Genomic DNA, 16,375 nt, shown 5'->3' with positions numbered 1-16,375 from the left:
TACTGTCTCGCGCCGCACGACGCGTTCCCTGTGTTTGAATGAGAGCCTTTCGAGACCCACAAGAAACGGTATTTCGAACCCGAATCCCATTCCATGTTTCTGCTCCCGATGGCCGGACGTACATCGTGTCCCGGGGCATTCGGCTCAGCGCTCCATCCAGGGATGACCGTCTCACTCGAACCGCACGCACAACACCGGCGGTAGATGGGTGCTCACCGTATCCCATGAATCCCCCAGGTCGTCGCTGATCCAGAGCGAGCCGGTGGTGCTGCCGAATGCCAGGTGTGCGGCGTCGTTCGAGATATCCAGGCAGTGGCGATAGACCAGGTCGTAGGCGTGCTCTTGCGGGAGGCCGCGGCTGAGCGACTCGACGGTTTTGCCGCCGTCGCGGGTGCGGGTGACGACCAGTTTGCCGTCGACAGGGATACGGGTTTCGTCTTTTACGCCCGGTACGAACCAGGCCATGTCCGGGTCGGTGGGGTGGACGGCCACGGCGAAGCCGAAGTTGCTCGGTTTGACGTCCTCCAGCTCGCGCCACGACCGGCCGGCGTCGTCGCTGACGAAGATGCCGTTGTGGTGCTGCATCCACATCCGGTCGGGATTGGACGGCGACTGCACGACCCGGTGGGGATCCTGCGAGATGGGGTCGCCGGCCATCTCGGGCGGCATGTAGGCGTTGCGCAGCCCTTTCGTGCCGATGAGCTCCCAGTTTGTCCCCGAGTCGGTCGTCGCCCAGACGCCGCCGCACGAGACGGCGATGGTGACGTGTTTCGGGTCGCGGGGGTCGACGCAGATCGAGTGGATGCCGGCGAAGTCGTACCCGCCGCCCATCCATTTCTGCCGGCGGGGGTCGTCCCACAACGAGCGGATCATCGTCCATGAATCCCCGCCGTCCGTCGACCGAAACAGGCCGCCCGGGATGTCGCTGTACCAGAGTTCGTTCGGGCCGCCCTGTTCGAGACCCCAGATGAGGAAGGAGCTCCACGGCACGTCGATGCCGCGCATCGGGTCCTTGTCGACCAGCCCTTCGGGTTTGGGCGGGTAGGCCGGCGCCGGCGCCTCGTCCCACGTGGCGCCGCCGTCCACGGATCGGCGCAATTTCACCCCGAAGTGCCCCGTTCCCAGCGCGGCGTGGATGCGCCGGCCGCCCCGCTCGGGCAACACCATGGTCACCGGATCCCCGAGGAACCAGCTGTTAGCGATGGCCCAGCGTCCGTTGGAACGCTCGATGCGGAAGAGTCCTTTGCGGGTGCCTACGAGAAGGGAGGTGCTCATTGGAGGTTTAAAGTCAGATGGGTTTAAGGTTCAAGGTCTGCGTGGAGTTAATGTGCCTTGAACGTTAAACTTTGAACCTGGAACGGAGGCTACATCCAGCATGGGTTTAGCCTCCGGAAAGCGCCTGCGCCACATAGATATCGGCGGTTTCGCCGACGGGGTCGCTCAGGCCGACGCGGTCGTGGATGAGTTCCTGGTCCAGAAAAATCGCCACGTGTTTGCGGAGCGCCCCCTGGTCGTCCAGGACATAGCGCCGCACACGCGGGTTGGCTTCGAAATAGCTTTCCAGCACCTCGCGCACCGTGGCGCCGGCGATCTGGGCTGCCGGCACGTCGACATGCCGGAGCAGGTTCGGGGTGAAGGAGAGGGTTGTCATGATCGGAATATATGTCTAATATATGTTCGGTGCAAGAGGTCAGGCCAGCCCGAGCGCCATGTAGAGGACCAGCCCTGCGAACCCGATCAGCGCAGCGGCCTGCACCGTGCAACCGCTCTTCCCTGACACCCGCTCCACCGCTTCTTTCGCCTCCTTCAACCCCATGCCGGTCTGCTCGCGCAGCACGCGGATCGCCTCGATCTTTTTCCCGGAAGCCATCAGCAGGCGGACCTCCTCCGGGAGTTCGGCGCCGGCGTCGGATGGCAGGGGGTGCGTCGACGGCGAGAGCCCTCGCTCCAGCCGTTCGATCTCTTCCTTCGCTTCCTTGAGCCCGACGCCCGTTGCTTCACGCAGCGCCTTGATGGCTTCGATTTTTTGGCCCTGCCGGATGAGATCGGCGATATGATTGGCGTCCATAAGGCCTTACGAATTGGTGTCGTCGAGTTCGTCCTGCAGCCGCTTCACTTCATCGAGGAGCGTTGCGAAGCGTTCGCCAAATGCCGTGAGGGTGTATTCCACTTCCACGGGCGGTTTTTCGCCGAAAACCTGGCGCTGTACGATGCCGTTACCGGTCAGCTTACGAAGCCGCTCGTTCATCACCTTGGCCGACAACCCGGGGCAGGCCCGCCGCAGCGCGCTTGGGCGCAACGTGCCGCCGGCGATCAACGCCAACAACTGGATCGACCACTTACATCCGAGCACGTTTTCCAGCATGCTGGCAACCGATCGATCCCGCTGCCCTACAGCGAACGTTGCGTCAACGGACAATTCAGGATGTACCATATGGTAACCACCTGATAAAAAGGTGCATTCTTGAAGGGGTTAAACGCCTCGCCGTAGCATTGACACCCTATCACATCACCAACGAATCAGGTGCTGAATCATGCATACCACGAGCGATATCCCCGGGTACACGTACGCAACAGACACGGTTCCACGTTCGCCGGTCACGCTGGCCGACTTCGATCGGATGAAAGAGAGCGTGCTGTTCGACGAAAACGACGTACGACATCTCCAGCGGTCCTACGAGATCTTGAAAGATCAGACGGAAGCCATACTGGACGTCTGGTACAGCTTCGTCGGCGCGAATCCGCATTTGCTGCGGTCGTTTACGGGCCGAAAGGACGGGCAGCCCATAGGCGAGTACCTCGAACGCGTACGGGCACGCTTCGGACAATGGATCCTGGATACGGCGAGGGCGGAATACGATCAGCGCTGGCTCGACTACCAGCATGAGATTGGCTTACGGCATCACCGGACAAAAAAGAACCGGACTGACGATGCCGATTCGACCGATATCGTGCCGTTTCGAGATCTCTTTGCGCTCATTTTTCCGGTGACGTTTACGCTGCGGCCATTTCTCACCGCAAAGGGGCATTCGGATGCGGACGTGGAAAGCATGTATGCCGCCTGGCTGAAATCGTGCTTGCTCCAGGTGACGCTGTGGAGCTTTCCATATATCAAGCCCGGCGATTTCTGAAGCTCCGACACCCGAAGGGTTTACTGAGATCGACGTACGCCACGCCGTGTCCGTTCTAGCCCTTCGGGTGTCGCTTCCGGCGGCCTCCTGGCATCACCGGGATATTCACCTTATACCTTCCGGGGGTGCTGTGCGCCGCGCATTGCGTCTTCGCTGAGGCTATCATCCGACCGCGCGCGGCGTTTGGTGCACGGCGATGCCGAGTCGCCCGCACTGCAAGAGGATGTTCAGCCGGCGCTGCTCTTCGGTTCGTTTCGATACCGGAGGACCGCCCAGAAGGTAAACGAGAGGATCAGGATGATGAGCCCATAGACGGGCGCGATCATGGAAACCCTGAGCCCGCCGGCCAGCATGGCCGGGCTCACGCCGCCCATCGCCTCGATGGCCTGGAACGCCTCGAAGAGTCCGATCGCCTGGGCGAGTATCCCCATAAAAAAGGCGAGGAGGCCGAGTTGCAGGACGAGGTTGATCGCCGGCGTGTGGGACGCTCCGGGTTGTGCGCCCTGCAGGAAGAGGTCATTGCCTTTCTTGAGCGCCGTGACGAGCGCACCGATGGCCAGGAGGGTGAGGATGGACATGAAGGGTTGTCCGCCGGCGTAAAAGAGGTCTAGCATGGCGTTTTCGTCGGTTTGGTGATCGTTGAACTGTGCACGGCAACCGCTTGGATTTCCGTCTACGTGGCTGGAAGTTGGAACGTCCCGTGCCGCCGTGCAAGCGAATAGCGATCAGACGCCCGGTCGCCGCCGGATACGTCTCGTGCCTTGGCGATCGACCGGCGCCGGGCTCCGAGCGCCGCATCCCCTGCAAAACAGGTCGTTCGCCGACATCGACCGGTCGAATCCTGCCCGACATGCGCCATCTCCCTGACGCGCCGGTCTGCCAGGCCTATATTAAAGGGTTCAGGCGCACCTCGCACGCGTCATATGGATTGCCATGCCGGCCCGATTCCTCTCTCATATCCCATCGCGCGTCCGCGTGCTGACGCACCTGGTTTTCTGGGCCGGCGTGCTGGCCTTTTACACCCTCTATTTCGGGCAGCGGCAGGACAACTACAACCAGAGTCTCCTCTTCGTCGGGGCGCTGCTCCCGATCACGATCGCCGCGACGTATTTCCTCAATTACTGGCTGATCCCGCGTTACCTCCTCGCGAGGCGGTATTTCTTTTTCGGGCTCTACTTCATCTACGCGCTGTTGTTCACGCTCTATCTGGAGCTGCTGCTCGTGTTGATCCTCTACATCAATGTGGCCCAATACCAGGCGATGTTCGTGAAGCCCGGGCTGGTGGATGTGATGGAGGTCATCGTGGGTATGTACCTCGTCGTATTTCTGGCGGCGGCCATCCACCTGCTCAAGCGCTGGTATGCGATGCAAACGCTGAACGCCCAGATCGAGCGGACCCGGATGGAGGTCGAACTCAAGCTCAAGGATGCCGAGCTGCAGTTGCTCCGATCCCAGATCCACCCGCACTTTCTGTTCAATACGCTCAATAATCTGTACGGCCTGTCGCTGACGAAGTCCGAACATGTGCCGGACGTCGTGTTGCGGATATCCTCGATTCTGGACTACATGCTGTATCGCGGGGACGCCGAGCGGGTGCCGCTTTCGGACGAGATCGCGCACATCCGGAATTATCTCGCCCTCGAGCGGCTCCGGTATGACGAGCGGACGAAGATCACCGTGGATGTGGCCGGCGAAGTGGACGGCCAGCGGATCGCGCCGCTGCTGCTCATCCCGTTTGTAGAGAACAGCGTCAAGCACGGTCCGGGCGCGAGCAGCGAGCCCGGATGGATCGCCATCCGCATCGCCATCGACGAGGGCGCGCTGCACTTCGCGATCGAAAACAGCACGCCCGAGCGGGCGTCCGCGCCTACGAGGCCGGACGGCATCGGGCTGCAGAATGTCCGCCGCCGGCTCGAGCTGCTCTACCCGGATGCGCACCGGCTCACCATCGCCGACGAACCCCGGCGCTTTCGCGTCGAACTGACCCTCGAACTCGATGCCTGACCCGAAAACCCGTTGTTTGATCGTGGACGACGAGCCGCTCGCCATCCAGGTGCTGCTCGCGCACGCCGGCAAGGTGTCGGACCTCGACGTGGTGGAAACGTGCTCCAGCGCCCTGGCGGCGTTCGAGGCGCTCCGCCGGCACGCCATCGATCTCGTGTTTCTCGATATCCAGATGCCGGAGCTGACCGGGATCGAGCTGGTCCGGTCGCTCGAAAATCCGCCGGCCGTCATCTTCACGACGGCGCATCGGGACTTCGCGGTGGAGGGATTCGAGCTGGATGTCGTCGACTATCTCCTGAAACCGGTCTCGCTGCCTCGCTTTTTGCGGGCGGTCGACAAATACCGGCGTTTGCGCGCGCCGGCGACGCCGCATGGCGCCGATCCGACGCCGGCCCTCCTCACGGTGCGCGCCGACCGCCAGACCGTCCAGATTCCGCTCGACGCCATCCGGTTCATCGAGAGCCTGAGCGACTACACGAAAATCCACACCGCGGCGAAACCAGTCGTCACCCGCGAGAAAATCAGCGAGCTGGAGCGCCGGCTCGAACCGCACGGGTTCGTGCGCATCCACCGATCGTTTATCGTGCCCCTCCAGGGGATCGTCGCCTTCACGGCCGATCGTGTCGACATCGGCGGACAGATCCTGCCTATCGGCCGGAGTTACCGCCACGCCGCCCGCGCCCGGTTGAACCCGTAGGGCCACGCGCCCGCGTGTCCGCGCCACCGCCGGTGTTTCGTCCGTCAAAAAACGGCATGGATGTGGTTACCTCGATGGACGACATCCACGGTAATTTTAAGGTGCGGCCGCGATGCGTCGTGGCTCTACGGACATGCGATTTTTCCTGGGCATTTTCCTGTTCATGGCGGCGACGCCGGCTGCGGCGCAGACCACCTATCACGTGGCTCCCGGGGGATCCGACGCCGGCAACGGATCGGCCGGCGCGCCCTGGGCCACCCTCCAACATGCCGCCGACAGGGCGGATACGCCGGGCGATACCGTCAAGGTGGCGAATGGCGCATATACCGGGTTCAACAGCCAGCACGACGGCATCGTGTTCTGGGCGGATGGGGACGACGTGGTGGTCAACGTCGCCGGGAGCTACTCGGGCCTGGATCATATCAACATCGAAAACAACGACGACATCGTGGTCGCGGGCTTTGTCGTGCGGGACGCGCCGCGGGCGGGCATCCGCGTCGTCAACGCGGCGCGCGTGACGGTGCGCAACAACGCGGTGGGGCCGAACGGGAAGTGGGGGATCTTCTCCGGGTTCGCGAAGGATATCCGGGTGATCGACAACACGACGTTCGGTTCGGCCGGCGAGCACGGCATTTACATCAGCAACAGCGACGGTCCGGACGACGCCCCGGTGGTGTTCGGCAACGTGTCGTACGGCAATGCGGTCAACGGCATCCAGTTCAACGGCGACTGCTACGCCGGCGGTGACGGCATCCTGGAGAACGGTCTCATCGACAGCAACGTCGTTTTCGACAACGGCGCGAAGGGCTTGAGCATCATCAGCGCGCCGGGTGTGCGGATCCAGAACAACGTCATCTACGAGAACCGGCGCGGGGCCGCCGGCGCGGCCGGCATCCACCTGGTCGACGAACCCGGCTGCGGCAAGCCGACAACGGACGCAATCGTCGTCAACAACACCGTCATCGAGCCGCGCATGGCGGGCATCCGGATCAACGACGGGGCCACGCGCAACGTGATTTTCAACAACCTGATCGTGAGCGGCAATCCGATCGCGGACGAAGAAGGGGGCAACCGGATCGACGGCGCGTCCAACGTGACGGCGTCCTCGGTGGATGGGCTGTTCATGGACGCCGGTGGCTTCGATTTTCGCCTCGCCGACGGCGCGGCGGCCATCGATGCCGGCGTGCTGCGCTACGAAAGCGTCGCCGCGCCGCAACAGGATGGCGCGGGATGGCCGCGGGTGGCGGGTGGCGCGCCCGATGCCGGCGCCTACGAGTTTGGCGCTGCCGGCAGCGTCGGGACAGAGCGGCCGGTGCCGGCGTCTCCCATGGCGGTGTATCCGAATCCGTTCACATCCCGGGCGACGCTCGAGATCAGCCTGCCGGCGTCCGAGGTGGTTGATGTGGCGCTGTACGACCTGCTGGGCCGGCGTGTCGCGACGGTCTTGGGTGGTTCGGGAGCGGGCCAATTGCAACGCATCGAACTCGACGGCAACGCGCTGCCTGCCGGCGTCTACTTCGTGCGGGTCGAGGGGCGGTCGTGGTCGCGGGTGGTGCCGGTCGTTCGGTCGAGGTAGGCCCAGACCCGAAGGGTTTTAGAAACCCTTCGGGTCTCGTTCGCTTCGTCTTCAGGGGTTATTACCAGATAGACACATCCTGCCGCTCATCCGTACCCTCCATGGGCCCTCCCGCCGAAATTTCATCTCACAGCCCGATCACTTCCAGACCTGCCGCGCAACGCGCAACAGGTTTTCGCCCAGAATGGCGCGGACGTGTTCGTCGGCGTATCCCAGTGCGAGCAGGCGTTCGGTTATGGCGGGGAGCTGCTCCGGCTCCACCATCTGCGGAAGCCCCGCCGGCGCGCCGGCGTCGAACGGGAAGAGCGTCGTGTTCTGGAGCCAGGCCGCCAGCTCTTCGGTGTCGAAGACATAATCCAGCGCGATGGAGACATGCTCCGGCCCCACGACCGAGACCGCATAATCGATGTGCCGCACGTAATTCTCGGTGCTGGCGTCGCCGTGCTGGAGGAACTTGCCGTAGCCGTTGATTCCGACCACTCCGCCCGTCTCTGCGCAGGCCCGCATGAGGTCGTCGGTGACGTTGCGGGGGTGGTCGACCAGGGCGCGGGGGTTCGAGTGGCTGAGCAGCACGGGGTTGGGTGAACAGGCGAACGCGTCGCGGCAGGTGCGCTCGCCGGTGTGGCTGCAGCAGAGCATCATCCCGACACGGGCCATCTCATGGATGACTTCCCGCCCGAAAGCGGTCAGCCCGCCGTCGTCGTCCATGCAGCCGCCGCCGGCGAGGTTGTTTCGATTGTAGGCGATGAGCATCCACCGGACGCCGAGGTCATAGTAGGTCGACACCATGCTCACCTGGCCGTCGAGCGCGGCCATGCCCTCGATGTCGAACGCGACGGCGAGTTGGCCCTCGGCCTTCGCCCGGAGGATGTCGTCGACCGAGCCGGCGAGGCGGTAGCGGTCGGGCCGGCCGAGGATCCAGCGGCGGAAGTGCGCCAGTACCTTCACCCCCTCCGGCCACGGGATCGCGTTGTCGAACATCACGTTGGCCACGACCATCGTCGCGCCGCTGCGGTGGAACCGTTCGAGTTGCGGCAGGAAGGCGTCGTCCGGGCGGAGCGGCAGGCAGGTATGGTTGTCCCACACGATGGCCGCGCGGTGGAGGCGCTCGGCACGGGGATCGACATTCCAGGTGGTCATGGCGTTCGGGTGGCATTCAGGGAAGGGAGCGGCCTATATTACAAAAAAACGCTACGCCAACGCCGCATGATCACAGACTCCCTCGCGATCTTTACCGTCCTCTGGGCCGTCGTGCTTTTTGCGCTGTACCTGGTCGGGGCGTTTCCCTGGGCGCGGCGGATGTCGACGATCCTCTGGGTGCTCTTCACGAGCGCCCTCCTTTCCAACGCCGGCCTGATTCCGACCGATGCGCCGATCTATGGCGCGGTGGTCGACTTCACGGTGCCGTTTGCCGTCTGCCTCATCCTGTTCAAGGTCGATCTCAGCGATATCCGGAGCGCCGGCCGGCCGATGCTGGTGGCATTCGCCCTCGCCTGCGCGGGGACGGCCATCGGGGTCGTAATCGCCAACGTGACCACCGTCTCGCTGTTCGCCGACCTGCTGGGCGACGACGCCTGGAAGCTCGCCGGCCCCTATACCGGAACGTATATCGGCGGGAGCCTCAACTTTGTCGCGCTGTGGAGCGGGCTGCAGATCGAGAACCAGGACCTGTTCGCCGCCGCCAATGCCGTGGACAACCTGGCGCTGTTCCCGCTGTATGCGCTGTGGGTGGCGGTCCCTGCGTTTCTGGCCCGCCGGTACGCGACGGCGAAGCAATGGGCTGTCCCGGAAGAGGAGGACGAGCGCATCGACCGGCCTGCGCCGCGGTTCGACGTCTGGCACGTCGCGGCGCTCGTCGGTACCGCGCTGGCGGTGATGGCGGTGAGCACATGGATCAAGGCGGAGTGGGTGGATCGCGTGGCGCCGGCGGTGCCGGGGATCCTGATCGTCACCACCCTCGCGCTGATTGCCGGCCAGATTCCCGCGGTCCGCCGGCTCGAAGGCGCGTGGGAGCTCAGCGAACTCGTCTTTCTGGCTTTTTTTGCGTCGATCGGCGCGCAGATGAACTTCTACCTTGCGGTGGTGCTGTCGCCGGCGCTGTTTCTGTATGTCGCGATCGTGGTCGTCTTCGACGTGCTGTTCGTCTATGGTATCGGCTGGGCGATGCGGATGGACCCCCGCGTACTGACCATCGCGCAGGTGGCGGCGAAGTCGGGTCCGGCGATGGTGCTGCCGCTGGCCGAGACGCTGGGGAGCCGCCACCTCGTCCTCGCCGGCCTGATCGTCGCCATGCTCGGATATGCACTCGGAAACTATGCCGGCTTCGCCGTGGCGCAGATCGTCCGGCTGATGCTGGGAGGATGACGGATCGATGCGATACGTATGCTGGATTCTGGCGTGCCTCGCCGCCGCCGGATGCGCCCCGCCGAAGACGGAGCGCCCGCCCAACGTCCTGTTCATCGCCGTGGACGACCTGCGGCCCGAGCTGGGCGCGTACGGGAATACGGTGATCCACACGCCGAACATCGACCGCCTGGCCGCCGGCGGCGCGACGTTCCTGCAGGCGCATGTCCAGCAGGCTGTCTGCAGCCCTTCCCGATCCAGCCTCATGACGGGGCTCCGGCCGGACTCGATCCGGATCTGGGATCTATGGACGCACTTCCGAACCACCGTACCGGATGTGGTCACGCTCCCGCAGCAGTTCCGGGCGAACGGCTATCATGCCGCGGCGATCGGGAAGATCTACCACAACATCTTCCCTGACACGCTCTCGTGGAGCGAGCCCAAGCTGTACGTGCCGGGCTTTCCGTTCGACCCCGATGCCGTCTACCGGCACCCGGACAACGTGGCGATCCAGGAGGCGCGCAAGGCGGAAATCCTCGCCGCCGGCCGGCAGGATCGGCACGTCGACGTATTCGGGGAGTGGTACCTGAAAGCCGGCGCGACCGAGCGCGTCGAGCTCCCCGATAACGTCTATTACGACGGCGCGCAAACCGACATGGCCCTCGAAAAACTCGGGGAGCTGGCCGGGCGCGATCAGCCGTTTTTCTTCGGCATCGGCTACTACCGGCCGCACCTGCCCTTCAACGCGCCGGCGAAATACTGGGACCTGTACGACCCCGCCGACATCCCCCTCGCCGAAAACCCCGAGCCGCCGCGCGGCGCTCCGATCATGGCCATCAATACCCAGCGCGAACTGTGGGGCTATTCGGATTTCAAGCACGTCGTCCACCCCTCCGTGGGCACGCTCTCCGAAGCGGAAAAGCGGCACCTGAAACACGGCTATTACGCGTCGGTGAGCTATGTGGACGCCCAGATCGGCCGGCTGCTGGATCGACTCGATGAGCTGGGGCTGGCAGAAAATACCGTCGTGGTGCTCTGGGGCGATCACGGGTGGAAGCTCGGGGAGCACAACAGCTGGGGCAAGATGACGAACTACGAGGTGGATACCCGCGCCCCGCTCATCTTCCGCGGCCCCGGCGTGCCGGCCGGCCTGAAACTTGCTCAACTGGTGGAGTTCGTCGACATCTACCCCACGCTCTGCGAACTGGCCGGCGTGCCCGCGCCGCCGGATCTCCAGGGCGTCAGCGCGGTGCCGCTCCTCCGCGAACCGACGCGGGCGTGGAAGCCGGCGGTTTTCAGCCAGTTTCTCCGGGAAGGCATCTGGACGGCGCCCGACGGGGTCGAGTACATGGGCTACAGCGTCCGCACCGACCGGTATCGCTATGTCGCCTGGATGAACTGGGCGACGAAGGCGTTTGTCGCCTACGAACTGTACGACCATGACGCCGATCCGGGAGAAAACGTCAATGTCGCCGATGAGCCGGCCTACGCCGACGCGCGCGCCCGCCTCGAGGTCCTGCGCTCGGCCGGCTGGCGTGCCGCGCTCCCGTAACGGCCCCGCTCCGGCACGACCGCCCAGTGATCTCGTCCACGTATCGGATACCCGCATGCGCTACGCCGCTACCCTGCTACTCCTGAGCGCCTCGATGCTCGCCTGCAACGAACCGCCGCTGTATGCCACGCGCGCGGAAGATGCGTTGCGCGCACGGGGCATGTCGCCCACCCTGATCGAGCACTTCATCGATCGCCATCCGCTGGAACCCGACGAAGCGCGCGAACTGGCCGGCGTCGACGATGCGGCGGTGCTGCATCTCCTCGGCGCCAATGTCGGCACCCCCGAAGACATCCTCCGGACGCTCGCTGCGCATCCCGATCCCGAGGTGCGCTCCGGCGTGGCCTCGAACCCGGCGGCGCCGGTGGAACTGCTCGTGGCGCTTCGGGAGCAGGGGCACCGCAGCGTGTACCACGGTCTGGCCGGCAACGCCGGGATGCCGGCGGAGGTGCTCCGCGCCCTGTTCGACGACGAGGCCGCCGCCTGGAGCGCGTTTGCGAGCAACCCGGCGCTTCCGGACGATCTCAAGCTCCTGATCGCCCGGGAGGGCGACGCGCAGGCGCTGTATGCGATGAGCCTCAACCCGCAGCTGGCGCCCGAGGTGCTCGCGACGCTGCACGAGCGGGGCGACGAAAGCGTGCGGTCCAACCTGGAACAACGGGTGGCGTGGGGATGGGATTGAACGAGGTGCCTGGCCGCCAGGCATTTACGTGTTACGGAACGGTAAAAGGGTAGGCCGGCGGTGCGTCCGGCATGCAACCGGCACGTGCGGGTAGGGTTCAGTGCTCAACGATACCCCCTCCACCAGCAGAGCACGACCATGTCGCTTCGAATCAACAGCATCGTCCCGGATTTCACCGCTGAAACGACCCACGGCACCATTCGCTTTCACGAATGGCTCGGGGACAGCTGGGGCATCCTGTTTTCCCACCCGAAAGACTTCACCCCGGTCTGCACCACCGAACTGGGCTCCATGGCCGGCCTCGAGCCGGAATTCAAAAAGCGGAACTGCAAGATCATCGGTCTCAGCGTAGACCCCGTCGAGAACCACAAGGCGTGGGCGGCCGATATCGAGGAAACGCAGGGGCACGCGGTCAACTACCCGATGATCGGGGATCGCGATCTGGCGGTGGCCAAGCTGTTCGATATGCTGCCGGCCGACGAGCCGGGCACTTCCGAGGGTCGTACGCCGGTTACCAACCAGACCGTTCGCACCGTATTTATCATCGGACCCGATAAAAAGGTCAAGATGATGATGACCTACCCGATGACCACGGGCCGCAATTTCCACGAAATCCTGCGGACACTGGATTCGCTTCAGCTGACGGCCAAATACCCGGTGTCCACGCCGGCGAACTGGAATCCGGGCGACGACATCATCGTGTCGACGGCGGTGCCCAACGAGGAGGCCGAGCAGAAATTCGACGGGTTCAAGGTCCACAAACCCTACCTCCGGACGGCGAAGCAGCCGAAATGACCGTCGGGCGCAAACAGGGCATCCGGCGGATGCCCTGTTTGACGCGCCCGGTTGCTCTTGTGCGATGCCTGGCGCATACTGTACCAGGTATTCGTGAACCTTACGTCTCTGTCCGTCCATGTTGACCAACTTTCTGACCCTTGCGCTTCGGAGCCTCTGGCGGTACCGCGGCTATACGTTGATCCATGTCGCGGGCCTTTCGATCGGCATGGCCGCCGGCCTGCTGATCCTGCTCTTCATCCGCGACGAATTCGGGTACGACGCCTATCACGAGGGCGCGGACCAGGTCTATCGCGTCACGCAGGAGGTCCGCAGCGAGACCGGTGAGGCCGGCGTGCATGGCGTGTTGGTCGATCCGCCCGTCGCCCCACTGCTCAAGGAGGCCTTTCCTGAAGTGCTGTACGCCGCGCGCCTGACGCCGGTGGGGCCCTCGCTGCGCCGTGGCGACCAGTATGTTTCGAGCGGCGACTGCTACTGGGCCGATCCCGATCTCTTCGACATCCTGAGCGTGCCGTTCGTCGCCGGCGACCCGAAGACGGCCCTCGTCGAGCCCTTTTCGCTTGTTCTGAGCGCATCGAAAGCCCGCGCGCTTTTCGGCGACGCCGGGGCGCTCGGGCAGACGGTGATCGTGAATGACCGGGATGCGTGGACGGTGACCGGAGTCTTTGAGGACCTTCCCCGCAATACCCACCTGCCGATCGATGTGCTGGGTTCGATGACGACGATGGAGCGGTGGTTCGGCCAGCTCGGCTGGGGGAGTCCGAATTACGCCACCTATATCCGGCTGGCGGACGGCGCGTCGGCGGCGGCGCTGGCGGACAAGCTGCCGGCGTTTCTGGAGCGCCACCTGGGGCAGGATGCCGCGTCCTCGCGCCTTCACCTGCAACCGCTGCGCGACATCCACCTGCGCTCGCATCTGGTGGGCGAACTCGGTGCGAACGGCGACATCCGGGGGGTCTATCTGTTTGGCGCCGTCGGACTCTTCATCCTCGTCATCGCCTCGATCAATTTTACCAACCTGTCGACGGCGCGTGCGAGCCGGCGGGCGCGCGAGGTGGGCGTTCGCAAGGCGTCCGGCGCCGGCAGGCCGGCGTTGATGTATCAGTTCCTGAGCGAGTCCGTGCTGCTGGCCCTGATCAGCCTGGCCGTTTCGATCGGGATGGTCGGTCTGGCGATGCCGTTCTTTAATGCGTTTACCGGAAAAGAACTCGCCGTTTTCGGTAACGATTCGGTCGGCTACATCGCACTCTATCTGGGGCTTGCGCTCGCGGTTGGGATCGCCGCCGGCAGCTATCCCGCCTTCTACCTGTCCGGCTTCAAACCCATCGCCGCCCTGAAAGGCCGGCTGGATCGGGGAGGTGCGTCCGGACTGCGCGCCGCGCTGGTGACGGTGCAATTCGTGATCGCCATCGTGCTCCTGATGAGCACGCAGACCGTGTACCGGCAGTTGACGTTCATCAGCGAAGTCGACCCCGGTTATCGGCGCGAAAACGTGCTCATCCTGCCCGTCCTCTGGGACGAAATGGAACAGTTCGAGCCGATTCGGAACCGCCTCGAGGCGCATCCGGATATCGTGGCCGTGGCGCAGTCCAACCCCGTGCCGTCGGAGCGCCTCTCGTTCACGGTGGAAGCGACAGTGGCCCCCGCGATGACGACGGTCTATCCCGTGTTCGTCGACGCCCGCTTTTTCCCGGCGTATGGGATCGATCTCGTGGCCGGCCGCAACTTTTCCGACGAGCTGGCGAGCGAGTCGGCCACCGGGTTCATCCTCAACGAATCCGCCGTTCGTCGGCTCGGATGGGCGTCGCCGCAGGATGCCGTCGGGGCGCCGATGAAGGTGGGGGGATGGGGAGGATCGGTGCTCGGGGTGGTGCCAGACGTCCATTTCGAGTCGCTGCACCAGGCCATCGCACCGATGGTGTACTACATGGATCCGCGCAACTACCGGAAGGTGTCGGTCCGGATGCGCGCCGGCGCCGACCTGCCGGCCGTCGTCGCGTTACTGGAGCAGGAGTGGCAGCGTTACGAACCGGGCCAGCCGCTCGACTACGCGTTGCTCGACGACCAGATGCGGGCCGTATATCTTCCCGAACGCCGGCTCGGACAGCTGGTGGCGGGTTTTTCGGTCCTGGCGTTTTTTATCACCGGCCTGGGTCTGTTCGCGATGGCCGTCCATACGGTCGAGCGGCGCACGAAGGAGGTCGGCATCCGCAAGGCACTCGGGGCTTCGGCCGGCGCCATCGTGCTTCTGCTCGCCCGCGAGAACCTGCGTGTGGCCCTCGTGGCGTGCCTGATCGCCGCACCGATCGCCATGATGCTCATGCAGCGATGGCTCGACGGGTTTGCGTACCACGCCGATTTTTCGGTGTGGACGCTGCTCACGTCCGCCGCGATCACGGTCGCCGTGGCCATCCTGACCATTGGCTACCAGACACTTCGCGCGGCCCAGTCGGATCCGGTCGAAAGTTTGCGTTATGAATAGCCGGGAACGGAGCGCCGGCGCCGGCGTGAAGACGTCTAACCGGTCAGTATGATGGCCGTTGGGTAATCGTCCAAAAACGAAGGATGTCATGCGATCGACCTTCGCCGCACTCCTCATTGTTCTGGTTGCAGGCTGCGACAGCGCGGGACCGGGCGCGCCGGCGGACCGGATCGATGCGCGCGCCATCGCCGATACCACCCTGTTCACGGACGATGCACCGCTCGTCGTCGATCTGGCCTCGTTTTTTACCTCGACCGCCGGCAAGGAGATCGTCTACGATGCGCGCGTCGAGGGCGATGCGGTCCAGATCGAGCGGGCCTACGACAAGCTCACGATCTCCCCGGTGACGGATGGCGCCTCGACGATCCGGCTGACGGCGGACAGCCCGACGGCGGAACCCGTCGAGGCCACGTTCCAGGTCGAAGTCGCCTGCGCGACGAGCCGCGATGCCGGCAAGGTGCGTTATTTCCCGATCGAGGTGGGGGCGACGTGGAAATACGATTACCTGTTCCGGGATTACCGCGTTGCCAGCTCGCAAAACCTTGAGATTGCCGGCAACCTGATCTGGACGGTGACGAGGCAGCTTGAGACCTGCCGCTACACGGATTTTCTGATCCATGAGCGCTTTGGAGGCGGTCGGCAGGAATGGAGTCGGGGGAGTCCTCGTGAGGCTGAACCCGTGCAGCCCGAAAACTGGGAACGGCTGCTTCGTGTGCGCGCCGTCGGCGATAGCATGTATATCGACCGCTACACCGACGGCACATTTCCGTATCTGAGCGCGCTACCCTGGTCGGCGCCGGCCGGCGCGCCGGCCACCCTCGATGAGGAGGCGCGTCTCCCGTGTGATCGTGCCGTGTGCCCCACGGTTGCTTATCGATTCGATGAGGGTCTCGGGCTCTCGCGTCTGGAGTATGGCATCACCTCGGGTGGATTGTATACCGTCAAAATCACCCTGAAACCCTGATTCGTCAGGCTTACATGCAACGTATCTATCTGGTAGGGTATGCCGCGTTGCTGGTGCTTGCTTGGGCCGGCTGCGATGCGTTCACGTCGGATGCCCCTGATGCCATTGAACTGAAACGAGCGCCGGCCGACACGACGCTGCGGACAGAC

Annotated in this window: 16 protein-coding genes; 10 read left to right on the top strand and 6 right to left on the bottom strand. The window is 64.3% G+C overall.

Features of this window, described 5'->3' with window-relative positions:
• Positions 1 to 171 precede the first annotated feature (171 nt).
• The 4 genes from R2834_23180 to R2834_23165 all read right to left on the bottom strand — a co-directional run bounded on the left by R2834_23180 (position 172) and on the right by R2834_23165 (position 2,365).
• The gene (locus tag R2834_23180; GenBank protein MEZ4703251.1) at positions 172 to 1,275 is read right to left on the bottom strand and encodes a hypothetical protein; all 1,104 of its coding nucleotides are present in this window, start codon (positions 1,273 to 1,275) and stop codon (positions 172 to 174) included.
• Positions 1,276 to 1,381: 106 nt separating this feature from the next.
• Positions 1,382 to 1,651, bottom strand: a complete 270-nt coding sequence (locus R2834_23175) for a hypothetical protein (protein MEZ4703250.1) — start codon at positions 1,649 to 1,651, stop codon at positions 1,382 to 1,384.
• 39 nt (positions 1,652 to 1,690) lie between these two features.
• Positions 1,691 to 2,068, bottom strand: a complete 378-nt coding sequence (locus R2834_23170; GenBank protein ID MEZ4703249.1) for a ribosomal protein L7/L12 — start codon at positions 2,066 to 2,068, stop codon at positions 1,691 to 1,693.
• Between the two features lie 6 nt (positions 2,069 to 2,074).
• Positions 2,075 to 2,365 carry a winged helix-turn-helix transcriptional regulator gene (locus R2834_23165; protein ID MEZ4703248.1) on the bottom strand — a complete coding sequence of 97 codons (291 nt, stop codon included), beginning with the start codon at positions 2,363 to 2,365 and terminating at the stop codon, positions 2,075 to 2,077.
• 169 nt (positions 2,366 to 2,534) lie between these two features.
• Between R2834_23165 and R2834_23160 the strand changes: the two genes are divergently transcribed.
• Entirely contained in the window at positions 2,535 to 3,131 is a 597-nt protein-coding gene (locus R2834_23160; GenBank protein ID MEZ4703247.1) for a protoglobin domain-containing protein, read from the top strand.
• A gap of 227 nt (positions 3,132 to 3,358) precedes the next feature.
• Here R2834_23160 and R2834_23155 read toward each other — a convergent pair whose 3' ends face one another.
• Positions 3,359 to 3,745, bottom strand: coding sequence for a MotA/TolQ/ExbB proton channel family protein (locus tag R2834_23155; GenBank protein ID MEZ4703246.1), 387 nt, complete (start codon positions 3,743 to 3,745; stop codon positions 3,359 to 3,361).
• Between the two features lie 319 nt (positions 3,746 to 4,064).
• Between R2834_23155 and R2834_23150 the strand changes: the two genes are divergently transcribed.
• From R2834_23150 to R2834_23140, 3 genes are all read left to right on the top strand, one after another.
• A complete protein-coding gene (locus tag R2834_23150; protein MEZ4703245.1) occupies positions 4,065 to 5,135 on the top strand; it encodes a histidine kinase in 1,071 nt (356 codons plus the stop codon).
• Positions 5,128 to 5,832, top strand: a complete 705-nt coding sequence (locus R2834_23145; GenBank protein MEZ4703244.1) for a response regulator transcription factor — start codon at positions 5,128 to 5,130, stop codon at positions 5,830 to 5,832. Before R2834_23150 ends, R2834_23145 begins: the two co-directional genes overlap by 8 nt.
• A 133-nt stretch (positions 5,833 to 5,965) precedes the next feature.
• The gene (locus R2834_23140) at positions 5,966 to 7,408 is read left to right on the top strand and encodes a right-handed parallel beta-helix repeat-containing protein (protein ID MEZ4703243.1); all 1,443 of its coding nucleotides are present in this window, start codon (positions 5,966 to 5,968) and stop codon (positions 7,406 to 7,408) included.
• 138 nt (positions 7,409 to 7,546) lie between these two features.
• On the opposite strand, the gene R2834_23135 is transcribed toward R2834_23140, so the two are convergent.
• Positions 7,547 to 8,548 (bottom strand): membrane dipeptidase, encoded by a 1,002-nt coding sequence (locus R2834_23135; protein MEZ4703242.1) that lies wholly within the window; start codon positions 8,546 to 8,548, stop codon positions 7,547 to 7,549.
• A 66-nt stretch (positions 8,549 to 8,614) separates the two neighbouring features.
• Between R2834_23135 and R2834_23130 the strand changes: the two genes are divergently transcribed.
• From R2834_23130 to R2834_23105, 6 genes are all read left to right on the top strand, one after another.
• Entirely contained in the window at positions 8,615 to 9,772 is a 1,158-nt protein-coding gene (locus tag R2834_23130; GenBank protein MEZ4703241.1) for a DUF819 family protein, read from the top strand.
• 7 nt (positions 9,773 to 9,779) lie between these two features.
• Complete coding sequence (locus R2834_23125; protein MEZ4703240.1) at positions 9,780 to 11,303, top strand: sulfatase; 1,524 nt, start codon at positions 9,780 to 9,782, stop codon at positions 11,301 to 11,303.
• A 55-nt stretch (positions 11,304 to 11,358) separates the two neighbouring features.
• Positions 11,359 to 11,985, top strand: a complete 627-nt coding sequence (locus R2834_23120) for a hypothetical protein (GenBank protein MEZ4703239.1) — start codon at positions 11,359 to 11,361, stop codon at positions 11,983 to 11,985.
• A 138-nt stretch (positions 11,986 to 12,123) separates the two neighbouring features.
• Positions 12,124 to 12,780, top strand: coding sequence for a peroxiredoxin (locus R2834_23115; GenBank protein MEZ4703238.1), 657 nt, complete (start codon positions 12,124 to 12,126; stop codon positions 12,778 to 12,780).
• Positions 12,781 to 12,898: 118 nt separating this feature from the next.
• Positions 12,899 to 15,262, top strand: a complete 2,364-nt coding sequence (locus R2834_23110; GenBank protein MEZ4703237.1) for an ABC transporter permease — start codon at positions 12,899 to 12,901, stop codon at positions 15,260 to 15,262.
• A gap of 88 nt (positions 15,263 to 15,350) precedes the next feature.
• Positions 15,351 to 16,226 (top strand): hypothetical protein, encoded by an 876-nt coding sequence (locus R2834_23105; protein ID MEZ4703236.1) that lies wholly within the window; start codon positions 15,351 to 15,353, stop codon positions 16,224 to 16,226.
• Positions 16,227 to 16,375 lie beyond the last annotated feature (149 nt).

This window comes from Rhodothermales bacterium, from assembly GCA_041391505.1.
GTDB lineage: Bacteria > Bacteroidota > Rhodothermia > Rhodothermales > JAHQVL01 > JAWKNW01.
This window is presented reverse-complemented; position numbering and strand designations above follow the sequence as displayed.